Below are 21,040 nucleotides of genomic sequence, written 5' to 3'. Positions count from 1 at the left end.
CCCCGAGGGCGGCTCCCCTGCCGGGGAGCCGCCCTCTTCGTTCGCGCCGTCTGTGAGGCTCAGCTGAACGAGTCGCCGCAGGCGCAGGAGCCGGTGGCGTTCGGGTTGTCGATGGTGAAGCCCTGCTTCTCGATGGTGTCGACGAAGTCGACGGTGGCGCCGCCCAGGTACGGGGCGCTCATCCGGTCGGTGACGACCTTGACACCGTTGAAGTCCTTGACGACGTCGCCGTCCAGCGAACGCTCGTCGAAGAACAGCTGGTAGCGCAGGCCCGAGCAGCCGCCGGGCTGCACGGCGACGCGCAGCGACAGGTCCTCGCGGCCCTCCTGCTCCAGCAGGCCCTTGACCTTGGCCGCGGCGGCATCGGTGAGGAGGATGCCACTCTCGACGGTGGTCTCGTCCTGGACGGTCATGCTTACTCCCGGTCTGTGACGACTGTGATCCGCCAGTGCCAACCAGCGGCCTCCCGGATTCATTTCCGGAAGGTGGTGCGTTCGGGGGACATTTTCGTCGCCCACTCCCCCACGTACCCCATGCTCGCACAACCGCGCACGGCCGGGCACCGCCCGCTTGGGCAAACCGCTACCGCCCGCGGTCCGGGCCCAGCAGGATGTGACGGTGATCATTCGTCAGCTGAAGGACACCGCGGCGGACGCCGAAGCGGTGAACCGGGTCTCCCGGGCGGCGTTCCGCGAGTTGGACGGCCGTCCCCCGGGGGACGTGCCGGCGCCGGAGAACGAGCAGGCCCGGATCCGTCGACTCGCCCGCTCGCGGCACCTGGCCGTGACCGACCCGCAGGGGTGCTGGATCGCCGAGCGGGACGGCGAGCCGGTGGGGGCGGCGCTGTCGCTGCGCCGTGAGGGCGTGTGGGTGCTGGCGCTGTTCGTGGTGCTGCCCGAGGCGCAGGGCCAGGGGGTGGGCCGGCTGCTGCTGGAGCGGGCCGCCGCGTACGGGCGGGGCTGTCTGCGCGGGATGCTGTGCGCCTCGCCGTCGCCGGCGGCGGCCCGCCGCTACCGGGCGGCCGGGTTCACGCTGCACCCGACGATGCGGCTGAGCGGCCCGGTGGACCGGGAGCGGCTGCTGGACCCGGGGGACATTCCGGTGCACGCCGGGAACGCCTCGCACCTGCACCTGCTGGACTCGGTGGACCGGCGGCTGCGCGGTGCGGCGCACGGCCCGGACCACCGGTTCATGCTGGCGCACTTCGAGGAGCTGCTGATCGCGGACACCCTGGCCGGCACCGGCTACTGCTACCGGGACGGCGGCACCGTCCAGTTGGTGGCCGCGACCTCGAAGCGGATCGCCACCCGGCTGCTGCGGGAGGCGCTGGCCCGGGTGCCGGAGGGCGTCGACGCGGACGTGTCGTTCCTGACGGCGGAGCAGGAGTGGGCGGTGGACGTGGGCCTGGAGCTGGGCCTGTCGCTGACCACCCGCGGCTACCTGGCGGTCCGCGGAATGCGCCCGCCGGCCCCGTACGTGCCGAACGGCGGCTACCTGTAGCCGCCGTCCGTGCCGCGCGGGCGCGTCACCGCATGGTGTCGAGGATCTCCTGGACCATCTCCATGGTGGTGCCGGGGTGCAGGAAGGCGAACCGGGCGACGGTCTCGCCGTCCCAGCCGGTGGGGGTGACGAAGCCGACCTGGTCGGCGAGCAGCCGGCGGGACCAGCGGTAGTAGTCGTCGTGGGTCCAGCCGGTGCGGCGGAAGCAGACCGCGGACAGCTGCGGGTCGTGGAGCAGTTCGAGGTGCTCGGTGTCGCGGATCAGCTGCGCGGTGTCCCGGGCCAGCCGCAGGCCGGCCTCGATGGCGTCGGTGTAGGCCTGGACGCCGTGCACGGCGAGCGAGAACCAGAGCGGGAGGCCGCGGGCGCGCCGGGTGAGGTGGTAGGCGTAGTCGGTGGGGTTCCACTCGTCGCCCTCGGTGTGCAGGACGTCCAGGTAGCCGGCGTCCTGGGTGTGCACGGCGCGGGCCAGTCGCGGGTCGCGGTAGAGCAGCGCGGCGCAGTCGAACGGGGCGAACAGCCATTTGTGCGGGTCGACCACGAAGGAGTCGGCGTGCTCGATGCCGTTGTAGCGCTCGCGCACCGAGGGGGCGAACAGGCCGGCGCCGCCGTACGCGCCGTCGACGTGGAACCAGAGGCCGCGTTCGCGGGCGACCTCGGCGATGCCGGCGAGGTCGTCGATGATGCCTTCGTTGGTGGTGCCGGCGGTGCCGACCACGGCGATGACGGTCTCGGGGTGCGGGTCGGCGGCGAGGGCGGCGCGCAGGGCGGCGCCGGTGAGGCGGCGGTCGACGGCGGGGACGGGGAAGGCCTCGACGCCGATGATGTTGAAGGTGTTCTTGACCGAGGAGTGCACCTGGTCGGCGACGGCGATCCGCAGCCGGGCCTCGGGACCGACGCCGAGGCGGCGGCGGGCGGTGTCGCGGGCGACCACCAGGGCGGACAGGTTGCCGGCCGAGCCGCCGGAGACGAAGACGCCGCCGGCCGTGGCGGGCAGTCCGGCCCGGTCCGCTATCAGCCGCAGCACCTGGTTCTCGGCGGCGATCGCGCCGGCCGCCTCCAGCCAGGAGATGCCCTGCAGGGAGGCGCAGGAGACCACCATGTCGAACAGCAGCGCGGCCTTGGTGGGGGCGCACGGGATGAAGGACAGGTAGCGCGGGCTGTCGGCGGAGATGACGGCGCGGGACAGCTCGTGGTCGTACAGCTTGAGCACGTCGGCGGGGTTGTTGCCGTGGTCGTTCAGCAGCCCGGTGAGAGCCTCCCGCAGGTGGCCGCCGTCGCCGGGGTGGTCGAGCGGGACGGGGTCGTACTGCAGCCGTTCGCGCATGTAGTCGAAGACCAGGTCGACGAGCTCGCTGTCCGGCTTGTGCATGCGGTCGGGGGCTGCGTACACGGGTGTCCTCTTCGCTGCTGCGGTGCGTGGGGTCATGATCAGCGTAGGCAGCGGCGCGGTGCGGGCGCGCGTCGGAACGGGGCCGGTCAGGGCCGGTTTCGTGCGTGTTCCGGGGGTGTGACGCAGGATTCCTGCGTCAGATGAGTTGGGAGAGCACCACTGAGGATCGGCTGCGCTGGACGCCGGGTTCCTTGCGGATGCGTTCGATGACGGCTTCCAGGTGCCGGGTGTCGGCGGCCCGCAGGTGGACCAGCGCGTCGGGGTCGCCGGTGACCGTCCAGGCGGCGGCGACCTCGGGGAACTGCCGCAGCGAGGCGAGCAGTTCCTCGGGCGAGGTGCGGGGGCGGCAGTAGACCTCGACGAACGCCTCGGTGCCCCAGCCGAGCAGCGCGGGGTCGAGCACCACGGTGAAGCCGCGGACGACGCCGCGCGCCCGCAGCCGGTCGATCCGGCGGCGGACGGCGGTGGCGGACAGGTTGGTGAGCAGCCCGATCTCGGCGTAGGAGGCGCGGCCGTCGCGGCTGAGGTGCTCCAGCAGCAGGCGGTCGGTGTCGTCCAGGGCCTGTCCGGTCACCGCCTGGCCGAGGTCGGGCGGCCGGTGGGTGCTCATGGCGGGGCTCCACGGGTGGTGCGGGTGAGGGTGGGGCGAGCCGCGGCCCCCGCACAGGGGCGGACTCTGCGGGGCCCATTCTCGCCGACGCCGGGCGCCCGTTCAGTCCACCAGCAGGACGATCTTGCCGCGGGTGCGCCCTTCGGCGTTCAGGGCCTGGGCGGAGGCGGCCTGGCCGAGCGGGAAGGTGGAGGCGACCGGGACGGTGAGCAGCCCGTCGTCGGCGAGCCGGGCGACGGCGGCCAGGTCGTCGGGGTCGGGGCGGGTCCAGATGTAGTGGCCGCCGAGTCCGCTGACCCGGTAGTCGACGGCGGAGGCGATCCGGGCCGGGTCCTTGACCAGGTCGGTGGAGACGTCGAGGGCGTCGCCGCCGACCAGGTCGAGCACCGCGTCCACCCCGTCGGGGGCGAGTGCGCGGACGCGTTCGGCCAGGCCCTGGCCGTACTCGACGGGTTCGGCGCCGAGGCCGCGCAGGAAGGTGTGGTTGTGCGGCCCGGCGGTGCCGATCACCCGGGCGCCGAGCGCGGTAGCGACCTGCACGGCGAGCGAGCCGACGCCGCCGGCCGCGGCGTGGATCAGCACGGTCTCGCCGCGGCGCAGCCGGAGGGCGTTCACCAGCGCCTGCTGTGCGGTGAGCCCGGCGGTGGGCAGGCCGCCGGCCTGGGCCCAGTCGAGGGCCGCGGGTTTGCGGGCCAGGGTGCGGACGGGGGCGGCGACGAGTTCGGCGTAGGTGCCGTACCCGAGGACGTCCTTGCGGACGTAGCCGATCACCTCGTCGCCGGGCCCGAACTCGGTGACGCCGCCGCCGACGGCCTGGACCACGCCGGCCAGGTCGAAGCCCATGATCATCGGGAAGCACGCGTCGAGGATGCCGTCGAGGTGTCCTTCGCGGATCTTCCAGTCGACGGGGTTGACGCCGACCGCGCGGGTGCGGACGAGGACGGAGTCGGGGCCGACCTTGGGGTCCGGGAGTTCGGTGTACTCGACCGCTTCGGGGCCGCCGTAGTGGTTGATCGCGATTGCCTTCATGGGTCCAGCCAACCGGGGGTACGGCGGGTTCTCGCGCCGGAAGCATCCATCCCGGTGAGCGGTTCTCGTCACATCGACAGAATGGCCATCGTCAGGCTGACGACAACCGGTTATCATAGATAGCGTCAGATAGACGAGAAGGCTGTGTCGGGAACGATCCGGCCGCACCAGGAGGGCAGCCGCCCGTGACCACCACCACCGAGACGCACGGCGTCGACCCCACTCCCTCGCCGCTCGCCCTGCTGCTGCTCGGCCGCGAGGCCGACCCGAACAGCGAGCGCGGCGTGGAGTGCCCCGGCGACCTGCCCGCCGCCTCCGACCCGGACCTGGTGGCGCGCGCCCGCGCCGCCAAGGAGAAGCTCGGCGACCGGGTCTTCATCCTGGGCCACCACTACCAGCGCGACGAGGTCATCGAGTTCGCGGACGTCACCGGCGACTCCTTCAAGCTGGCCCGGGACGCCGCGGCCCGTCCGGAGGCCGAGTACATCGTCTTCTGCGGCGTGCACTTCATGGCCGAGTCCGCCGACATCCTCACCTCCGAGCGCCAGCAGGTCGTCCTGCCGGACCTCGCCGCGGGCTGCTCGATGGCCGACATGGCCACCGCCGAGCAGGTCGCCGAGTGCTGGGACGTGCTCACCGACGCGGGCGTCGCGGACGTCACCGTGCCGGTCTCGTACATGAACTCCTCCGCCGACATCAAGGCCTTCACCGGCAAGCACGGCGGCACCATCTGCACCTCCTCCAACGCCAAGCGCGCGCTGGAGTGGGCCTTCGAGCAGGGACAGAAGGTGCTGTTCCTGCCGGACCAGCACCTGGGCCGCAACACCGCGGTGCTGGAGATGGGCTTCTCGCTGGAGGACTGCGTCCTCTACAACCCGCACAAGCCGAACGGCGGCCTGACCGCCGAGCAGCTGCGGAACGCGAAGATGATCCTCTGGCGCGGCCACTGCTCGGTGCACGGCCGGTTCAGCCTGGACTCGGTCGACGAGGTGCGCGAGCGGATCCCCGGCGTCAACGTCCTGGTGCACCCCGAGTGCCGGCACGAGGTGGTCGTCGCCGCCGACCAGGTCGGCTCGACCGAGTACATCATCAAGGCGCTGGACGCCGCCGAGCCCGGCTCCAAGTGGGCCATCGGCACCGAGCTGAACCTGGTCCGCCGCCTGGCCAAGGCGCACCCGGACAAGGAGGTCGTCTTCCTCGACCGCACGGTGTGCTTCTGCTCCACCATGAACCGGATCGACCTGCCGCACCTGGTGTGGGCGCTGGAGTCGCTCGCCGAGGGCCGGGTCCCGAACGTGATCACGGTGGACGCGGAGACCGAGAAGTACGCCAAGGCCGCGCTGGACCGCATGCTCGCCCTGCCGTAACGATTCGCCGGCCAGGCACACGAGAGGGCGGGCACCCCACCGGGGGTGCCCGCCCTCTCGTCACGAACGGCGCCCGAACTACTCCGGGATGCCCGGGATCAGACCGTCACCCTCGGCGCGCAGCAGCTCGCGGACCTGCTCCAGGGACGCCTCGGCGTCCGGCAGGATCAGGTCCGACGGCTCCAACGACTCCGCCGGCACCGGAGTACCGACCTCCCGGACGGCCGCCAGCAGGTTGCCGAGCGCGGCCTTGAAGGCCTCCTCGTCGCCCGCCTCGACGGCCTGGAGCAGATCGTCGTCCAGCTGGTTCAGCCGGTTCAGGTCACCCTCGGCGACCTCGAACTGCCCCTCACCCAAGACCCGCATGATCATGCTGGTACGTCTCCCCTGCTCGCGGGCCTAGTTACTTCTGGTAGTTGATGGTGGGCGGCGGGGTGTCGTTCTTCCCCTGCTCGATCGCCTGTGGCTGGGACGCCGGAGTGCCACCGGTCAGCTCGGCCTTCATCCGGGCCAGCTCCAGCTCGACGTCGCTGCCGCCGGCCACCCGCTCCAGCTCGGCCTCGATGTCGTCCTTGCGACCCAGGCCGCTGGCGTCGTCGAGCGCGCCGGAAGCCAGCAGCTCGTCGATCGCGCCCGCCCGGGCCTGCATCTGCGCGGTCTTGTCCTCGGCCCGCTGGATCGCCAGGCCGACGTCGCCCATCTCCTCCGAGATGCCGGAGAAGGACTCCGCGATCCGGGTCTGCGCCTGGGCGGCGGTGTAGGTCGCCTTGATGGTCTCCTTCTTGGTGCGGAAGGCGTCCACCTTGGCCTGGAGACGCTGGGAGGCGAGCGTGAGCTTCTCCTCCTCGGCCTGCAGGGCCTGGTACTGCGTCTCCAGGTCGGTGATCTGGGACTGCAGGTTGGCCTTGCGGCTGAGCGCCTCGCGCGCCAGGTCCTCGCGGCCGAGCGACAGCGCCTTGCGGCCCTGGTCCTCGTACTTGGAGGACTGCTGCTGCAGCTGGGTCAGCTGGAGCTCCAGGCGCTTGCGGGAGGTGGCCACGTCGGCGACGCCCCTGCGCACCTTCTGCAGCAGTTCCAGCTGCTTCTGGTAGGAGTAGTCGAGCGTTTCGCGCGGGTCCTCCGCCCGGTCCAAGGCCTTGTTCGCCTTGGAGCGGAAGATCAGCCCCATACGCTTCATGATTCCGTCGCTCATGGGCCTCGATAGCCCCCTTCTTCGGGCCTGGGTTTGCGTCTCGTGACAGGTCGAGTGTATGCGCGACGGGCTCCCCGGCGCAGTCCACCAGCCAGCAACAATGCTGCTACAGCACACGGCCGTTCGGCATCGTCCTCACGATCGATATCGGTTCGCGTCCGGGGTCGGGCCGGAAAGCCGCCGGTCAACCCGTACGCTGGGAGTGTGTTTCGACGCCGCTCTGAAGACTCCGCCGCCTCCTCCGCCGTCACCATGACGAAGGAGGACGAGCGCGCGCCCCGCGACCCGCAGGCCCCGAAGGGCCGGCCCACGCCCAAGCGCAGTGAGGCCGAGGCCCACCGGAAGACCCGGGTCTCCGTTCCCAAGGACCGCAAGGAGGCCGCCCGCCAGGCCCGCGAGCGGATGCGCGCCGAGCGGGAGAAGCAGCGCACCGCGCTGCTGGAGGGCGACGAGCGCGCCCTGCCGCCGCGCGACAAGGGTCCGGTCAAGCGCTTCGTCCGCGACTTCATCGACTCCCGCTGGGCCGCGGCCGAGTTCTTCCTGCCGTACGCCGTCGTGGTGCTGGTGCTCAGCATCACCAAGATCGGCTACCTGCAGGTGCTCTCCACGCTGCTGTTCATGGTCTTCTTCGTGGTCGTCATCCTCGACTTCGTCCGGATCGGCTTCGCGCTGCGCAAGGCCCTCGCCGAGCGCTTCCCGAACGGGGACACCCGCGGCGCCGTGATGTACGGCATCATGCGCACCCTGCAGATGCGCCGGCTGCGCCTGCCCAAGCCGATGGTCAAGCGGGGCGAGCGGCCCTGACCGCGGAAGCCGTTCCGCCGTACTGGGCCCCGCCGGCGCAGCAGCCGGTCGGGGCCTTCGGCACACCGGGGATCCCCGCCCAGTACGGGGCGCCGCGCGGCCGGCACGGGCGGCTGCCGGCCCGCGGCGGCCCGTACCACAGCGGGGCCGGCGAATGGCTGGAGCGGCACGGCGGACTGCACAACCTGGTCCGCCAGGAACTCGTGACCCGGCAGCTCGCCGAACAGCTCACCGGCGGCACCGCGCTACGGGTGCTGGACGTCGGCTGCGCCGAGGGCACCCAGGCGCTGCGCCTGGCCCGCGCCGGGCACTACGTCACCGGCATCGACCCGGACCCGAGCACCCTCGCCGTCGCCCATCGGGCGCTGGCCGACGAACCGCCCGAGGTCCGCGAGCGGGTCCAGCTGCTCACCGGCGACGGCCACCAGGTCGGCCGCTGGTTCGGGCCGCGCAGCTTCGACCTGGTGCTCTGCCACGGCACCCTGATGTACCTGCCCGACCCGGACCCGATGCTGGCCTCGGTGGCCCGCATCCTGGCCTCCGGCGGGCTGCTCTCGCTGCTGGTCCGCAACGGCGACGCGCTGGCCATGCGGGCCGGGCTGACCGGCGACTGGCGGGCCTGCCAGGAAGCCTTCGACACCACCCGCTACACCAACCGCCTCGGCCTGCCCGCCCGCGCCGACCGGCTCGCCGAACTCTCCACCACCCTCGCCGGGTTCTCCGTCCCCGTGCGCCACTGGTACGGGGTGCGGGTGTTCACCGACACCATGCCGGACGAGGCCGCCCCGGTGGACGGCCGTCAGCTCGGCCAGCTGCTGGACTCCGAGGAACGGGCCGGCAAGCAGGACCCGTACCGGCACGTCGCCGCGCTGCTGCACGTGATCGCCGGGAAATGACGGGCCGGTGACGGGGCGTCAGCCCTCGTGCAGGCTCATCGGGTAGATGTCGCGGCCGTCCTCGACCAGCACCACCCGGTCGACGCCGTCGTCCAGCAGCGTCTTCCACTCCTCGCCGATCCAGGTCTCGGCGTCTCCCTGGCTGGAGAACTCCTCGGCGTCGCCGGCCGGGTTCACCACGGTGCCGTCGCTCTTCTCGTACCGCCAGGTCCACACCATGCCGGGCTCCTTCGGATCGAACGCTGCTGCTGAAGGGTTGCGACAGTAGCGTGCCCACCCGGCAGGCGGGCATGCGCCGTCCGGCAGGATGATCGCATGGCCCTTCCCCGCACCCTGCTGCTCGGCGGCGCCCGCTCCGGCAAGTCCACCCGCGCCGAGCAGCTGCTCGCCTCCTGTCCCGACGTCCTGTACGTCGCCACCTCCGGCGCCCGCGACGGCGACACCGACTGGGCGCACCGCGTCGAACTGCACCGGGCCCGCCGCCCGGCCCGCTGGCGCACCGCGGAGACCTGCGAACTGGAGGCCGTGCTGGCCGACGACAGCGACCCGGCGCCGGTGCTGATCGACTGCCTGGCGCTGTGGCTGACCGCCGTCATGGACGAACACCGGGCCTGGGACGACGACCGCTGGCTGGACGGCGGCCGGGAGGCCGTCGAGGCCCGCTGCGCGGCGCTGGCCGCGGCCTGGGCCGGCACCCGGCGGACCGTCGTCGCGGTCTCCAACGAGGTGGGCATGGGCGTGGTCCCCGCCACCGCCTCCGGGCGGCGGTTCCGGGACACCCTCGGGCGGCTCAACATGGCCGTCGCCGACGCCTCCGAGCAGGTGCTGCTGGTGGTCGCAGGACAGGTGCTGACCATCAAAGCGACAGCCGTGTAGATTGCCGAGCGATGGACACCACCGTGGATCTCGACACTTTCTCCTCGCTCGTCGAACGGCCTGACGAGAGTGCGCGGCGCGGCGCCGAGGAGCGCTGGCAGCAGTTGGCCATGCCGCGCGGCGGCCTGGGCCGGCTCCAGGAGCTGGCGGCCTGGCTGGCGTCCGCGCAGGGCGAGGCGCCGACCCGCCCGCTGCACACCAGCAAGGTCCTGCTGTTCGCGGCCGACCACGGCGTCGCCTCGCTCGGCATCTCCACCCTCGACGCCCGCGGCGGCACCGCCGACCGGGTCCGGGCCGTGCTCGACGGCACCGCTCCGGTCTCCGTGCTCGCCCGCCGCTACGGCGCGGACGTCCGGGTGGTCGACATCGCGGTGGACGCCGACCCCGCCGAGTTCCCCGACGAGGTCGTCCGCCACCGCGTCCGCCGCGGCTCCGGCCGGATCGACACCGAGAACGCGCTGACCCTCGACGAAGCCACCCGGGCCTTCCGGGCCGGCATGGACGTCGCCGACGAGGAGGCCGACGCCGGCACCGACCTGGTGCTGCTCGGCGACCTCGGCGTCGGCTCCACCACCGTCGCCGCCGTCCTGATCGGCGCCCTGTGCGGCACCGACGCCGCCGCCGTCACCGGCCGCGGCTCCGGCATCGACGACCGGGTGTGGATGGTCAAGTGCGCCACCATCCGCGACGCGCTGCGCCGGGCCCGCCCGGTGCTCGGCGACCAGCTCGCGCTGCTCGCCGCGACCGGCGGCGCGGACTTCGCGGCGATCACCGGCTTCCTGCTGCAGGCCGCCGTCCGCAAGCTCCCCGTCGTCCTCGACGGCGTGGTCTCCGCGGCCTGCGCGCTGGTCGCCCAGCGGATCGCCTTCCGCGCCCCCGAGTGGTGGCGCGCCGCCGCGCTCACCGGCGAACCCGCCCAGGCCAAGGCCTACGACCGCCTCACCCTGGCCCCGCTCCAGGAAGCCGGCGTCACCATGGGCGAGGGCATCTCCGCGGTCCTGGCCCTGCCCCTCCTCCAGGCCGCGACGGACACCCTCGCCGAGCCGGCCGCCGTCCCGTCGGCGAAGCCGCTGCCGCCGCGGGCGCCGGCCAAGCTGCCGACGGCGGCGGAGCTGCTCGGGCGGTACTGAGCGCTGATGAGAACCTGCACGTGAGAGGCCTTGGCTGGTGAGCAACGAGGACACCGGACAGCCGGGGGCCGAGCGCGCAGAGAGTCTCTCGACGGAGGGCTCTACATCGTCGTCTTCCGACTTCGCGCAGTTCCCCGCGCCCCTGGTTTCGCACGCTCTGCGCTTCGCCTTCGGGACGTTGACGGTGTTTCGGGTGCGCGTGCACCGGTGGGACCGGGCGGCCGGTGGGGCGGCGATGGTGGTGGCGCCGGTGGTGGGGCTGGTGGTGGGGGTACTGGCCGGTGCGGTGGGGGCGCTGGTGGCGTGGCGGGGCGGCGGGCTGTTGGGCGGCGTCGCGGTGGTGGGCGTCGGGGCGGCGGTGACGCGGGGGCTGCACCTGGACGGGATCGCGGACGTCGCGGACGGGCTGGGCAGCGGCAAGCCCGCCGAGGACGCGTTGCGGATCATGAAGCAGTCGGACATCGGCCCGTTCGGCGTGCTGACCCTCGTCATTCTGATGCTTGCTCAAGTCGGCGCACTGGCAGGCCAGTTCGAGACGTCACTCGGCCGGGGGGCGGGCGCGGCAGTGCTCGCCGCCGTCGCCGGCCGCACCGCGCTGCTGTGGGGCTGCCTGCGACAGGTGCCGGCCGCCCGGCCCGGGGGGCTGGGGGCGATGGTGGCGGGCACCGTGAGCCCGGTGGCGGCAACGGCGGTGACGCTGCTGGCGGCGGGCGCGGCAGCGGCGTGGCGGTGGCAGGGCGGGGTGGCCGTGCTGGTCGGGACGGCGGTCGCCGCAGGCCTGTTGCGGCGGTGCGTGCGGCGCTTCGGCGGGGTGACGGGCGATGTGCTGGGGGCGCTGGTGGAGACCTCGGCGACCGCGACCCTGGTGGCGCTCGCACTGATGTGACGCACCGTCACGGTCGACGGCGGTTCGTGCACGGCGGCAGGCGGGGCGGCGAGATCCCAATATGCGGACTACCATGCGGTGAGCACCCTGGCCCCATGCCCCGTTTTGCCGCGGAGTCTGCCCGGGTTTGCCGGTCGGCAACGGAGCCGTCACCGGCTGTGGACCGCGAAAGAACAGGACGCATTTGTCGTGACTGCACTGTCTGTGAGCACCTCCTCCGCCGCGAGCCTGCGCGCGGATGCCCTGGTGATCGGCGTGGCGAAGGGCCCCAAGGGCCTGGTCGTGGCGACCGGCGCCGAGGCGGTCGTCGAGGCGTTCGAGGGCAAGCTGGCCGAGGTTCTCACCACCCTGGGCGCCACCGGTGCCGAGGGTGAGGCGGTCAAGCTTCCCGCGCCGGCCGGCCTGAAGGCTCCGCTGGTGCTGGCCGTCGGCCTGGGCGAGGCCGTCGACGGCCCGTTCGGCGCCGAGGAGCTGCGCAAGGCCGCCGGTACGGCCGCCCGCACCCTGGCCGGTTCGAAGAAGGCCGCGCTGGCGCTGCCGGCCGCCTCCGCCGAGGACGTCGAGGCGGTCGCGCTGGGCGCCCTGCTCGGCTCGTACGCGTTCGGCGCCTACAAGGCCGAGTCCAAGGCCCCGGTCGCCGAGCTGGTCCTGCTGACCGACCGCAAGGGTTCGAAGGACGCCAAGGCGGCCGTCGAGCGCGCCACCGCGATCGGCGAGGAGATGAACCGGGCCCGCGACCTGGTCAACACCGCGCCGAACGACCTGAACCCGAAGTCCTTCGCCGCGATCGCGCAGGCGGCCGGCAAGGAGCACGGCCTGAAGGTCGAGGTGCTGGACGAGAAGGCGCTGACCAAGGGCGGCTTCGGCGGCATCCTCGGCGTCGGCACCGGCTCCACCAACCCGCCGCGGCTGGTGAAGGTGGCCTACACCCACCCGAAGGCGAAGGCCTCGCTGGCGTTCGTCGGCAAGGGCATCACCTACGACTCGGGCGGCATCTCGCTGAAGCCGGCCGGCCACAACGAGACCATGAAGTGCGACATGGCCGGCGCCGCCGCGGTGTTCGCCGCCGTGGTCGCCGCCAAGCGCCTGGGCCTGCAGGTCAACGTGACGGCGTGGCTGGCGCTGGCGGAGAACATGCCGTCCGGCACCGCGACCCGCCCCGGCGACGTGCTGCGGATGTACGGCGGCAAGACCGTCGAGGTGCTGAACACCGACGCCGAGGGCCGGCTGGTGCTGGCCGACGCGATCGTCCGGGCCGGCGAGGAGCAGCCCGACGTGATCGTCGACGTGGCGACCCTGACCGGCGCGATGATGATGGCGCTGGGCGCCCGCACCTTCGGCGTGATGGCCAACGACGACGCGCTGCGCACCAAGCTGCACGAGACCGCGGGCGCGGTCGGCGAGGCGTCCTGGCCGATGCCGCTGCTGCCCGACCTGCGCAAGGGCATGGTCGAGTCGACCGTCGCGGACCTGGCGAACATGGGCGAGCGGATGGGCGGCGGCCTGGTGGCCGGCCTGTTCCTGCAGGAGTTCGTCGCCGAGGGCATCGACTGGGCGCACCTCGACATCGCCGGCCCGGCGTTCAACGAGGGCGGCCCGACCGGCTACACCCCGAAGGGCGGCACCGCCAGCGCGGTGCGCACCCTGGTCCGCTTCGCGGAGGACACCGCCGCGGGCAAGTGACCCGTTGATCGAGTGATCGACCGTGTGGGGCCCGGCACCGATGGTGCCGGGCCCCACACGCATTACCAGCCGGTAGGCACCGGTGCCAATCCGGCCAGCTGTTCGCCTCCGGCGAAAATTGATTCCGCAGGACGGAACTGCTACGGCGAAGCCCCCCGGACGGAGTACCTCCGAATGCCGATTTCCCGGCCGTGAGCTGGGACGATACCTCCGGGACCAGGTCACCCCACCGCTTCGCGGGTCGCACCGGGGCCGGGCCGGGGCACCCTCCGACGCCACCCGCCGCCAACAAGTGCAAAGATGTATTTCCGGCACGACTGGGCGCCCTTACAAGGGCTCTCACCCACCGGACCGCGACCGGCCCGGCGATCCGCACCTTTTGCATGGAGGACGTGACGTGGCGAACGACGCCAGCACCGTTTTCGACGTAGTCATTCTCGGAGGCGGAAGCGGCGGCTACGCCGCGGCCCTCCGTGGCGCTCAGCTGGGGCTGAGCGTCGCGCTGATCGAGAAGGGTGAGCTGGGCGGCACCTGCCTGCACCGCGGCTGCATCCCGACCAAGGCGCTGCTGCACGCCGCCGAGGTCGCCGACGAGACCCGCGAAGCCGCCGACTTCGGCGTCCTGGCCACCTTCCAGGGCATCGACATCAAGGGCGTCCACAAGTACAAGGACGACGTCGTCGCCGGCCTGTACAAGGGCCTGCAGGGCCTGGTCGCCTCCCGCAAGGTCACCTTCATCCAGGGCGAGGGCCGACTGTCCTCGCAGACCTCGGTGGACGTCAACGGCCAGCGCATCGAGGGCCGCCACATCGTCCTCGCCACCGGCTCCGTGCCGCGCTCGATCCCGGGCCTGGACATCGACGGCGACCGGATCATCTCCTCCGACCACGCGCTGAAGCTGGACTACATCCCGAAGTCGGCGATCATCCTCGGCGGCGGCGTCATCGGCTGCGAGTTCGCCTCGGTCTGGAAGTCCTTCGGCGTCGACGTCACCATCGTCGAGGGCCTGCCCCACCTGGTGCCGCTGGAGGACGAGAACTCCTCCAAGCTGCTGGAGCGCGCGTTCCGCAAGCGCGGCATCAAGTTCGAGCTGAAGTCCCGCTTCTCCGGCGTGGAGTACACCGCCGACGGCGTCCGGGTCTCCACCGAGAACGGCAAGTCCATCGAGGCCGACGTGCTGCTCGTCGCCATCGGCCGCGGCCCGGTCTCCACCGGCCTGGGCTACGAGGAGCAGGGCGTCGCGATGGACCGCGGCTACGTCCTGGTCGACGAGTACCTGCGCACCAACGTGCCGACCATCTCCGCCGTCGGCGACCTGGTCCCGACCCTGCAGCTGGCCCACGTCGGCTTCGCCGAGGGCATCCTGGTGGCCGAGCGGATCGCCGGCCTGAAGGTCGTCCCGATCGACTACGACGGCATCCCGCGGGTGACGTACTCCAACCCGGAGGTCGCCTCCGTCGGCCTGACCGAGGCCAAGGCCGTCGAGCAGTACGGCAAGGAGAAGGTCGTCACCCTCAAGTACAACCTGGCGGGCAACGGCAAGAGCAAGATCCTCAAGACCGCCGGCGAGATCAAGCTGGTCCAGGTCAAGGACGGCGCCGTCGTGGGTGTCCACATGGTCGGCGCCCGCATGGGCGAGCAGGTCGGCGAAGCCCAGCTGATCTACAACTGGGAGGCCCTGCCCGCCGAGGTCGCGCAGCTGATCCACGCGCACCCGAGCCAGTCCGAGGCCCTCGGCGAGGCCCACCTCGCGCTGGCCGGCAAGCCGCTGCACGCGCACGACTGATCGCGCCCCCGTCCCCCTTCATTCCTGAACGCAAGACTTGATAGGAGTCGCTGGAACCATGGCGGTCTCAGTAACACTGCCCGCGCTGGGCGAGAGCGTGACCGAAGGCACCGTCACCCGCTGGCTGAAGGCCGAGGGTGAGCGCGTGGAGATGGACGAGCCCCTGCTCGAGGTCTCCACCGACAAGGTCGACACCGAGATCCCGGCGCCGGCCTCCGGCATCCTGGCCTCGATCAAGGTCGGCGAGGACGAGACCGTCGAGGTGGGCGCCGAGCTGGCGATCATCGACGACGGCTCGGGCGCCCCCGCCGCCGCCCCGGCGCCCGTCGCCGAGGCCGCTCCGGCCCCGGTCGCCGAGGCCCCGGCTGCCCCGGTCGCCGCGCCGGTCGCCCCGGCCGCTCCGGCTGCCCCGGTCGCGGAGGCCCCTGCGGCTGCCGCGCCGGCCGCCGACGCCACCCCGGTGGTGCTGCCCGCGCTGGGCGAGTCGGTCACCGAGGGCACCGTCACCCGCTGGCTGAAGGCCGAGGGTGACACCGTCGAGGTCGACGAGCCGCTGCTCGAGGTCTCCACCGACAAGGTCGACACCGAGATCCCCTCCCCCGTGGCGGGCACCCTGGTGAAGATCCTGGTCGGCGAGGACGAGACCGCCGAGGTCGGCGCCCAGCTGGCGCTGATCGGCGCCGCGGGCGCGGTCGCCGCCGCCCCGGCCCCGGTCGCCGCTCCGGCCGCCCCCGCTGCCCCGGCCGCGCCGGCCCCGGTCGCCGCCGCTCCGGCTCCGGTCGCTGCCCCGGCCCCCGCGCCGGTCGCGCCCGCCGCCCCGGTCGCCGCTCCGGCTCCGGCCGCCCCGGTGGCTCCGGCCGCCCCGGCCCCGGTCGCCGCCGCTCCGGCCGCTGCCGCGCCGGTCGCGGACGCCGGTGACGCCTACGTCACCCCGCTGGTGCGCAAGCTCGCCGCCGAGCACGGCGTCGCGCTGTCCTCCGTCGCCGGTACCGGTGTCGGTGGCCGCATCCGCAAGCAGGACGTGATCGCCGCCGCCGAGGCCGCGAAGGCCGCGCCGGCTCCGGTCGCCGCCGCCCCCGCTGCCGCCGCCCCGGCGAAGGCCGCCGCCGCGCCGTCGGCGCTGCGTGGCCAGACCGTCAAGATGACCCGCATGCGCAAGGTCATCGGCGACAACATGATGAAGGCCCTGCACGAGCAGGCGCAGCTGACCAGCGTGGTCGAGGTGGACGTCACCCGGATCATGTCGCTGCGCGCGAAGGCGAAGGACTCCTTCCTGGCCCGCGAGGGCGTGAAGCTGTCCCCGATGCCGTTCTTCGTGAAGGCTGCCGCCCAGGCGCTGAAGGCCCACGCGGTCGTCAACGCCCGGATCAACGACGCCGAGGGCACCATCACCTACTTCGACACCGAGAACATCGGTATCGCGGTGGACTCCGAGAAGGGTCTGATGACCCCGGTCATCAAGGGTGCGGGCGACCTGAACATCGCCGGCATCTCGAAGAAGACCGCGGAGCTGGCGTCGAAGGTCCGCGACAGCAAGATCACCCCGGACGAGCTGTCCGGTGCGACCTTCACCATCTCCAACACCGGTTCGCGCGGTGCGCTGTTCGACACCGTCATCGTTCCGCCGAACCAGGCCGCCATCCTGGGCATCGGCGCGACCGTGAAGCGCCCCGTGGTGATCGAGGCCGACGGCGGCACCGCGATCGGCATCCGCGACATGACCTACCTGTCGCTCTCCTACGACCACCGCCTGGTGGACGGCGCGGACGCCGCCCGCTACCTGGTCGCGGTCAAGGAGATCCTGGAGGCCGGCGAGTTCGAGGTCGAGCTCGGCCTGTAAGGCATCCCGGTTTCGCCCGGAAGCCCCGCACCGTCCCCGGACGGTGCGGGGCTTCCGCATGTCCGGGCACTTGTCGGGCTGTGCCGTCAGCGGTGCGATCGGGTGCGGGCGCGGTGCGGATTGTGGATGCTGGAGCGGTGATGGACGAGACGGCATTCTGGCAGCTGATCGACGACTCCCGGGACGCGGCCGGGGGTGATCCGGACGAGCAGGCGCAGGCCCTGGTGGAGCGGCTGATGGGGCTGGCCCCGGACGATGTGCTGGACTTCGCCCGGCAGTTCGAGGCGCGGTTCCAGCGGGCGTACACGGTGGACCTGTGGGGCGCCGCGTACCTGCTGCTCGGCGGGGCCTCCGAGGACAGCTTCGACTACTTCCGCTGCTGGCTGATCGCCCAGGGCCGGGAGGTGTTCGAGGGCGGGGTGCACGACCCGGACGAACTCGCCGAGCTGCTGCCCGACTTCGACGACGAGGAGGACGGCGACGCGGAGGAGCTCGGGTACGCCGCAGACGAGGCGTACGAGCGGCTGACCGGGCTGCCGCTGCCGGACCTGGGGGTGCGTCAGCCGCGCGCGCCGCAGGGCACCTCGTTCGACTTCGCGGACCGGGCGGCGATGACCGCCCGCTACCCGCGGCTGTCGGAGCTGTACGGGGACTGACGGCCCGTCGGCCGCCGGCGGGTGCCGTCCGGGTGGCGGCCGTCCGGACGGCACCCGGCTCCGGGCATCAGTCCAGGGCGCGGCCCATCCAGACGTCGTCCACGTAGGCGCCCTCCAGCAGGAAGTGCTCGGGCAGCACGCCGAGCACCGCGAAGCCGTTGCGCTCGTACAGTCGGCGGGCGGGCGCGTTGTGGCCGAGGACGCGCAGGGTCATCCGGCGGGCGCCGATGGCGCGGGCGGCGTCGCAGGCAGCGGCGATCAGGGCGTCGCCGACGCCCCGGCCGCGGGCCTGCGGGAGCACCGCCAGGCCCTGGATCTGCCGGACGTGGGCGCTGGACTCCAGCGGGATCTCCTGCACCTGGCGGATGTAGCCGACCAGCTCGCCGTCGAGTTCGGCCAGCAGGTACTGCGCGGGCCGGTGCTGCCGGTCGAAGACCGGTGCGTCGTCCGGGCCCTTCGGGGTGACCTCGCTGAGCGGGGACCAGACGGTGTTGTCGAGGGTGCGGATCGCCTGTTCGTCCTGCTCCACGGCAGGTCGGATGATCAGATCGGTCGATGGCATGGCGATCATGCTAGGCGCTCCCCCGCAGGTCCCGCCCGGAATTGTCGTACCGCCGGTGCCGGACCGGCCCGGCTGCCCGGTCGGGCCGGTAAGGGCTGCGAGGATGGCCGGTATGCGTATCGCGGTGACAGGTTCCACGGGGTTGATCGGGTCCGCGCTGGTGGACTCCTTGGTCGGGGACGGGCACGAGGTGCTGCGGCTGGTGCGGCGGCGCTCGCGCACCGGTCCGCAGCCGGACGGGACGGTCGGGGTCGGCTGGAACCCGCTGCTGATGCAGATCGACGGCGCCGCGCTCGAAGGCGTGGACGCGGTGGTGCACCTGGCGGGCGCGGGCGTCGGGGACCGACGCTGGTCGGACGCCTACCGGCGGGAGATCCGGGACAGCCGGGTGCTCGGCACCGAGACGCTGGCCGCCGCGCTGACCCGGCTGAAGGCCCCGCCGAAGGTGCTGGTCAGCGCGTCCGCGGTCGGCTGGTACGGGCAGACCGGGGACCAGCTGATCGACGAACAGGCGCCCAGCGGCAGCGACTTCCTGTCCGAGGTGTGCCAGGCGTGGGAGCAGGCCGCGCAGCCCGCCGCGGCGGCCGGGATCCGGGTGGTGCACCCGCGCACCGGCCTGGTGCTCGACCCGAGGGGCGGCGCGGGGGCCCGGCTGCTGCCGCTGTTCAAGCTCGGGCTGGGCGGCCGGCTCGGCAGCGGCAAGCAGTACTGGAGCGTGATCTCGCTGGCCGACGAGGTGGCCGCGCTGCGCTTCCTGATCGACTGCCAGGACCTCGGCGGCCCCGTCAACGTGGCCGGCCCGACCGCCGTCACCAACGCCGAGCTGACCGCCGAGCTGGCCCGGCAGTTGGGCCGGCCCGCGGTGTTCGCGGTGCCGGAGTGGGCGCTGCGCGCCGTGCTCGGGGAGATGGCCGTCGAGGTGGTCGGCAGTCACCGGGTGGTACCGAAAGCCCTGGTGGAGGCGGGGTTCGAGTTTCTCCACCCGGATCCGGAATCGATCGTCGCAGCTGCGCTCGGGCGGTCCCGGAGCTGACGGAACGTCGGGGGGCGCACGGGTGCATGGGGACGGCGCGTGGGGCGTGGGCGGTGACGGTGTGCGCCCGTCCCTGCCCCGCGCGCCCTGTTTGACGCACGGTGGGTGACGGAGCCGCCCCACCGTGTCGCCCCGCCAGTGGTATGAACCGATTGGGTGGCGGCCGTCGGTCTGGGCAGCCGAATGACGGGGCATCACAACGACGGACCACGTTGTCCTCGCTCCCCGCTGCCCGCCCCGGCACCCCCGCTCACTCGCGGGCACTGCTGTGCGCGGCGGCAGCGGAGGGCTCCGCCAGGGAGGGAGCACCCACTCGTGCCCGCACATGACTTCATCAGCCGTGTCCACGCCACCGACCCCGACGCGATCGTGGTCGGCGCCGGCGTCGCCGGGCTGACCGCCGCTGCCGCGCTCACCGCCCAGGGCCTGCACGTCCAGGTCCTGGAAGCCACCGAACGCGTCGGCGGCCGCATGGCCACCCGGGAACTCGACGGCTTCCGCCTCGACCTCGGCGGCCACCTGCTGAACACCGCCTACCCCGAGCTCGCCCGCCACCTCGACCTGGACCGGCTGGACCTGCGTCCGCTCGCCCCCGGCGTCCTGGTGCACAGCAGCGGCCGCACCTACCGGGTCGGCGACCCGCAGCTCACCCCCGCCCGGCAGGCCGCCACCCGCAGCCCGCTCGGCACACCACTGGACCGGGCCCGGCTCGCGAGTGCACTGACCCGGCTGGCCGCCACCCCCGCCCCGCGGCTGCTCTCCCGTCAGGAGACCACCGCCGCCCGGGCCCTGGTCGACCGCGGCCTGCCCGGCCGCACCGTCGACGGCTTCCTGCGCCCCCTGCTCGCCGCACTGCTCTCCGACCCGACCCTCGGCACCTCCAGCCGGGTCGCCGACCTGGTGCTGCGCGCCTACGCCCTCGGCCGGCTGTGCATCCCCGCCGCCGGGATCGGCGCCGTCCCCGCCCAGCTCGCCGCGAGGCTCCCGGAGGGCACGGTGCGCTTCGGCGTGCACGTCACCTCGGTCGGCACCGACGGCGTGGAGACCGCCGCGCACGGCCGGATCCGCGCCCGCGCGGTCGTCGTCGCCACCGACGCGGCCACCGCCACCACCCTGCTCCCGGGCCTGCGGCAGCCCGGCTTCCACCCCGTCACCACCTACTACCACGCCGCCAACCGCTCGCCGCTGGGCGAACCCGTGCTGCTGCTCGACGCCGAACGCACCGGCATCTCCCACTCACTGGTGCTCAGCGACGCCGACCCCTCCTACGCCCCCGACGGCCGCGCCCTGATCGCCACCACCGTGCTCGGCCGCCGCGCCTTCGACTCCGGCGGCCCGGCCGGCGACGAACCCGTGGTCCGCCGCCGCCTGTCCGAGCTCTACGGCACCTCCACCACCGCCTGGGAGTTCCTGACCGTCCGCCACGCCCCCGACGCCGTCGTCTCGATGCCCCCGCCGCACCACTTCCGCCGCTCCGTCCGCCTCCTGGCCGGCCTCTACGCCTGCGGCGACCACCGCGACACCGGCACCCTCCAAGGCGCCATCGCCTCGGGCCGGCGGGCCGCGAGCGCCGTCCTGCGCGACCTGGGCGTCCGGACGGAACCGGAGGTCGTGGAGGCGGCAGCGTAGCAATCAGGGGCCCGGGGAACGGCGGGCCGAGTTCGCTGGGGAACAACGGGGCGTTGGGCGTTCCACCGTTTCTGGTCCCGTCCTTGGGAACCAGAAACTTCGGAACCTTTCTCGCCCCGTTGCTCACCAGCAGCTCGGCCCCGCCGTTCCCCGGGCCCCTGCGGGGCC

Annotated in this window: 20 protein-coding genes and 1 pseudogene; 13 read left to right on the top strand and 8 right to left on the bottom strand. The window is 73.0% G+C overall.

The genetic code is table 11. The annotated features are described in order from the left end of the window. Nucleotides 1-59 precede the first annotated feature (59 nt). A complete protein-coding gene (gene erpA / locus ACIQF6_RS15880; RefSeq protein ID WP_043913549.1) occupies nt 60-413 on the bottom strand; it encodes an iron-sulfur cluster insertion protein ErpA in 354 nt (117 codons plus the stop codon). A gap of 205 nt (nt 414-618) precedes the next feature. On the opposite strand from erpA, the gene ACIQF6_RS15875 reads away from it, so the two are divergent. Continuing rightward, nucleotides 619-1,500: a GNAT family N-acetyltransferase gene (locus ACIQF6_RS15875; protein ID WP_400894811.1), complete on the top strand. Its 882-nt coding sequence runs from the start codon at nt 619-621 to the stop codon at nt 1,498-1,500. A gap of 25 nt (nt 1,501-1,525) precedes the next feature. Here ACIQF6_RS15875 and ACIQF6_RS15870 read toward each other — a convergent pair whose 3' ends face one another. The 3 genes from ACIQF6_RS15870 to ACIQF6_RS15860 form a co-directional block, all read right to left on the bottom strand. After that, nucleotides 1,526-2,893: a pyridoxal phosphate-dependent decarboxylase family protein gene (locus ACIQF6_RS15870; RefSeq protein WP_400894809.1), complete on the bottom strand. Its 1,368-nt coding sequence runs from the start codon at nt 2,891-2,893 to the stop codon at nt 1,526-1,528. Nucleotides 2,894-3,029: 136 nt separating this feature from the next. Further along, nucleotides 3,030-3,503 (bottom strand): Lrp/AsnC family transcriptional regulator, encoded by a 474-nt coding sequence (locus ACIQF6_RS15865; protein WP_400294885.1) that lies wholly within the window; start codon nt 3,501-3,503, stop codon nt 3,030-3,032. A 102-nt stretch (nt 3,504-3,605) separates the two neighbouring features. Further along, nucleotides 3,606-4,532: an NADP-dependent oxidoreductase gene (locus ACIQF6_RS15860; RefSeq protein WP_400894807.1), complete on the bottom strand. Its 927-nt coding sequence runs from the start codon at nt 4,530-4,532 to the stop codon at nt 3,606-3,608. A gap of 185 nt (nt 4,533-4,717) precedes the next feature. Here ACIQF6_RS15860 and nadA point away from each other — a divergent pair, with 185 nt between their 5' ends. After that, the gene (gene nadA / locus ACIQF6_RS15855) at nt 4,718-5,899 is read left to right on the top strand and encodes a quinolinate synthase NadA (RefSeq protein WP_400894805.1); all 1,182 of its coding nucleotides are present in this window, start codon (nt 4,718-4,720) and stop codon (nt 5,897-5,899) included. 78 nt (nt 5,900-5,977) lie between these two features. Here the strand turns inward: nadA and ACIQF6_RS15850 are convergent, their stop codons facing one another. Together ACIQF6_RS15850 and ACIQF6_RS15845 are read right to left on the bottom strand one after the other, a co-directional pair. After that, on the bottom strand, nt 5,978-6,271 hold the full coding sequence (locus ACIQF6_RS15850; protein ID WP_400894803.1) for a hypothetical protein: 294 nt from the start codon (nt 6,269-6,271) through the stop codon (nt 5,978-5,980). A 31-nt stretch (nt 6,272-6,302) separates the two neighbouring features. Next, entirely contained in the window at nt 6,303-7,076 is a 774-nt protein-coding gene (locus ACIQF6_RS15845) for a PspA/IM30 family protein (protein ID WP_035861856.1), read from the bottom strand. A 219-nt stretch (nt 7,077-7,295) separates the two neighbouring features. Between ACIQF6_RS15845 and ACIQF6_RS15840 the strand changes: the two genes are divergently transcribed. Both ACIQF6_RS15840 and ACIQF6_RS15835 read left to right on the top strand, forming a co-directional pair. Next, the gene (locus tag ACIQF6_RS15840; RefSeq protein ID WP_400894800.1) at nt 7,296-7,895 is read left to right on the top strand and encodes a DUF3043 domain-containing protein; all 600 of its coding nucleotides are present in this window, start codon (nt 7,296-7,298) and stop codon (nt 7,893-7,895) included. A 203-nt stretch (nt 7,896-8,098) separates the two neighbouring features. Beyond that, nucleotides 8,099-8,791 carry a class I SAM-dependent methyltransferase gene (locus tag ACIQF6_RS15835; protein WP_400894798.1) on the top strand — a complete coding sequence of 231 codons (693 nt, stop codon included), beginning with the start codon at nt 8,099-8,101 and terminating at the stop codon, nt 8,789-8,791. Between the two features lie 18 nt (nt 8,792-8,809). On the opposite strand, the gene ACIQF6_RS15830 is transcribed toward ACIQF6_RS15835, so the two are convergent. Then, nucleotides 8,810-9,010: a hypothetical protein gene (locus ACIQF6_RS15830; RefSeq protein ID WP_400894796.1), complete on the bottom strand. Its 201-nt coding sequence runs from the start codon at nt 9,008-9,010 to the stop codon at nt 8,810-8,812. 108 nt (nt 9,011-9,118) lie between these two features. Between ACIQF6_RS15830 and cobU the strand changes: the two are divergent. The 7 genes and pseudogenes from cobU to ACIQF6_RS15795 form a co-directional block, all read left to right on the top strand. After that, a pseudogene (gene cobU / locus ACIQF6_RS15825) lies at nt 9,119-9,667 on the top strand (bifunctional adenosylcobinamide kinase/adenosylcobinamide-phosphate guanylyltransferase); the annotation flags it as partial. An 11-nt stretch (nt 9,668-9,678) separates the two neighbouring features. Continuing rightward, nucleotides 9,679-10,797 carry a nicotinate-nucleotide--dimethylbenzimidazole phosphoribosyltransferase gene (locus tag ACIQF6_RS15820; RefSeq protein ID WP_400894793.1) on the top strand — a complete coding sequence of 373 codons (1,119 nt, stop codon included), beginning with the start codon at nt 9,679-9,681 and terminating at the stop codon, nt 10,795-10,797. Nucleotides 10,798-10,939: 142 nt separating this feature from the next. Then, nucleotides 10,940-11,683, top strand: coding sequence for an adenosylcobinamide-GDP ribazoletransferase (locus ACIQF6_RS15815; protein WP_400895340.1), 744 nt, complete (start codon nt 10,940-10,942; stop codon nt 11,681-11,683). A 189-nt stretch (nt 11,684-11,872) separates the two neighbouring features. Continuing rightward, the gene (locus ACIQF6_RS15810; RefSeq protein ID WP_400894791.1) at nt 11,873-13,366 is read left to right on the top strand and encodes a leucyl aminopeptidase; all 1,494 of its coding nucleotides are present in this window, start codon (nt 11,873-11,875) and stop codon (nt 13,364-13,366) included. Between the two features lie 397 nt (nt 13,367-13,763). Next, nucleotides 13,764-15,152, top strand: coding sequence for a dihydrolipoyl dehydrogenase (gene lpdA / locus ACIQF6_RS15805; RefSeq protein WP_400894789.1), 1,389 nt, complete (start codon nt 13,764-13,766; stop codon nt 15,150-15,152). A gap of 58 nt (nt 15,153-15,210) precedes the next feature. Next, complete coding sequence (gene sucB / locus ACIQF6_RS15800; protein WP_400894787.1) at nt 15,211-16,992, top strand: 2-oxoglutarate dehydrogenase, E2 component, dihydrolipoamide succinyltransferase; 1,782 nt, start codon at nt 15,211-15,213, stop codon at nt 16,990-16,992. Nucleotides 16,993-17,132: 140 nt separating this feature from the next. Then, the gene (locus tag ACIQF6_RS15795; RefSeq protein ID WP_400894785.1) at nt 17,133-17,648 is read left to right on the top strand and encodes a DUF4240 domain-containing protein; all 516 of its coding nucleotides are present in this window, start codon (nt 17,133-17,135) and stop codon (nt 17,646-17,648) included. A 67-nt stretch (nt 17,649-17,715) separates the two neighbouring features. Here ACIQF6_RS15795 and ACIQF6_RS15790 read toward each other — a convergent pair whose 3' ends face one another. Beyond that, nucleotides 17,716-18,219 (bottom strand): GNAT family N-acetyltransferase, encoded by a 504-nt coding sequence (locus tag ACIQF6_RS15790; RefSeq protein ID WP_400894782.1) that lies wholly within the window; start codon nt 18,217-18,219, stop codon nt 17,716-17,718. Between the two features lie 94 nt (nt 18,220-18,313). Between ACIQF6_RS15790 and ACIQF6_RS15785 the strand changes: the two genes are divergently transcribed. After that, nucleotides 18,314-19,243: a TIGR01777 family oxidoreductase gene (locus ACIQF6_RS15785; RefSeq protein WP_400894779.1), complete on the top strand. Its 930-nt coding sequence runs from the start codon at nt 18,314-18,316 to the stop codon at nt 19,241-19,243. A 315-nt stretch (nt 19,244-19,558) separates the two neighbouring features. After that, entirely contained in the window at nt 19,559-20,872 is a 1,314-nt protein-coding gene (locus tag ACIQF6_RS15780; RefSeq protein ID WP_400894777.1) for an FAD-dependent oxidoreductase, read from the top strand. The last annotated feature ends 168 nt before the right edge of the window (nt 20,873-21,040 follow it).

Origin of the sequence: Kitasatospora sp. NPDC092948 (assembly GCF_044754805.1) — a bacterium.
Classification (GTDB): domain Bacteria; phylum Actinomycetota; class Actinomycetes; order Streptomycetales; family Streptomycetaceae; genus Kitasatospora.
This window is presented reverse-complemented; position numbering and strand designations above follow the sequence as displayed.

Excerpts from the sequence above, each read along its gene's own strand:
- ACIQF6_RS15790 (WP_400894782.1), bottom strand. The coding sequence starts at position 18,219 with ATGATCGCCATGCCATCGACCGATCTGATCATCCGACCTGCCGTGGAG.
- erpA (WP_043913549.1), bottom strand. The coding sequence starts at position 413 with ATGACCGTCCAGGACGAGACCACCGTCGAGAGTGGCATCCTCCTCACC.
- ACIQF6_RS15830 (WP_400894796.1), bottom strand. The coding sequence starts at position 9,010 with ATGGTGTGGACCTGGCGGTACGAGAAGAGCGACGGCACCGTGGTGAAC.
- ACIQF6_RS15785 (WP_400894779.1), top strand. The coding sequence starts at position 18,314 with ATGGCCGGTATGCGTATCGCGGTGACAGGTTCCACGGGGTTGATCGGG.
- ACIQF6_RS15850 (WP_400894803.1), bottom strand. The coding sequence starts at position 6,271 with ATGATCATGCGGGTCTTGGGTGAGGGGCAGTTCGAGGTCGCCGAGGGT.
- ACIQF6_RS15820 (WP_400894793.1), top strand. The coding sequence starts at position 9,679 with ATGGACACCACCGTGGATCTCGACACTTTCTCCTCGCTCGTCGAACGG.
- ACIQF6_RS15795 (WP_400894785.1), top strand. The coding sequence starts at position 17,133 with ATGGACGAGACGGCATTCTGGCAGCTGATCGACGACTCCCGGGACGCG.
- ACIQF6_RS15860 (WP_400894807.1), bottom strand. The coding sequence starts at position 4,532 with ATGAAGGCAATCGCGATCAACCACTACGGCGGCCCCGAAGCGGTCGAG.
- ACIQF6_RS15845 (WP_035861856.1), bottom strand. The coding sequence starts at position 7,076 with ATGAAGCGTATGGGGCTGATCTTCCGCTCCAAGGCGAACAAGGCCTTG.
- ACIQF6_RS15865 (WP_400294885.1), bottom strand. The coding sequence starts at position 3,503 with ATGAGCACCCACCGGCCGCCCGACCTCGGCCAGGCGGTGACCGGACAG.
- sucB (WP_400894787.1), top strand. The coding sequence starts at position 15,211 with ATGGCGGTCTCAGTAACACTGCCCGCGCTGGGCGAGAGCGTGACCGAA.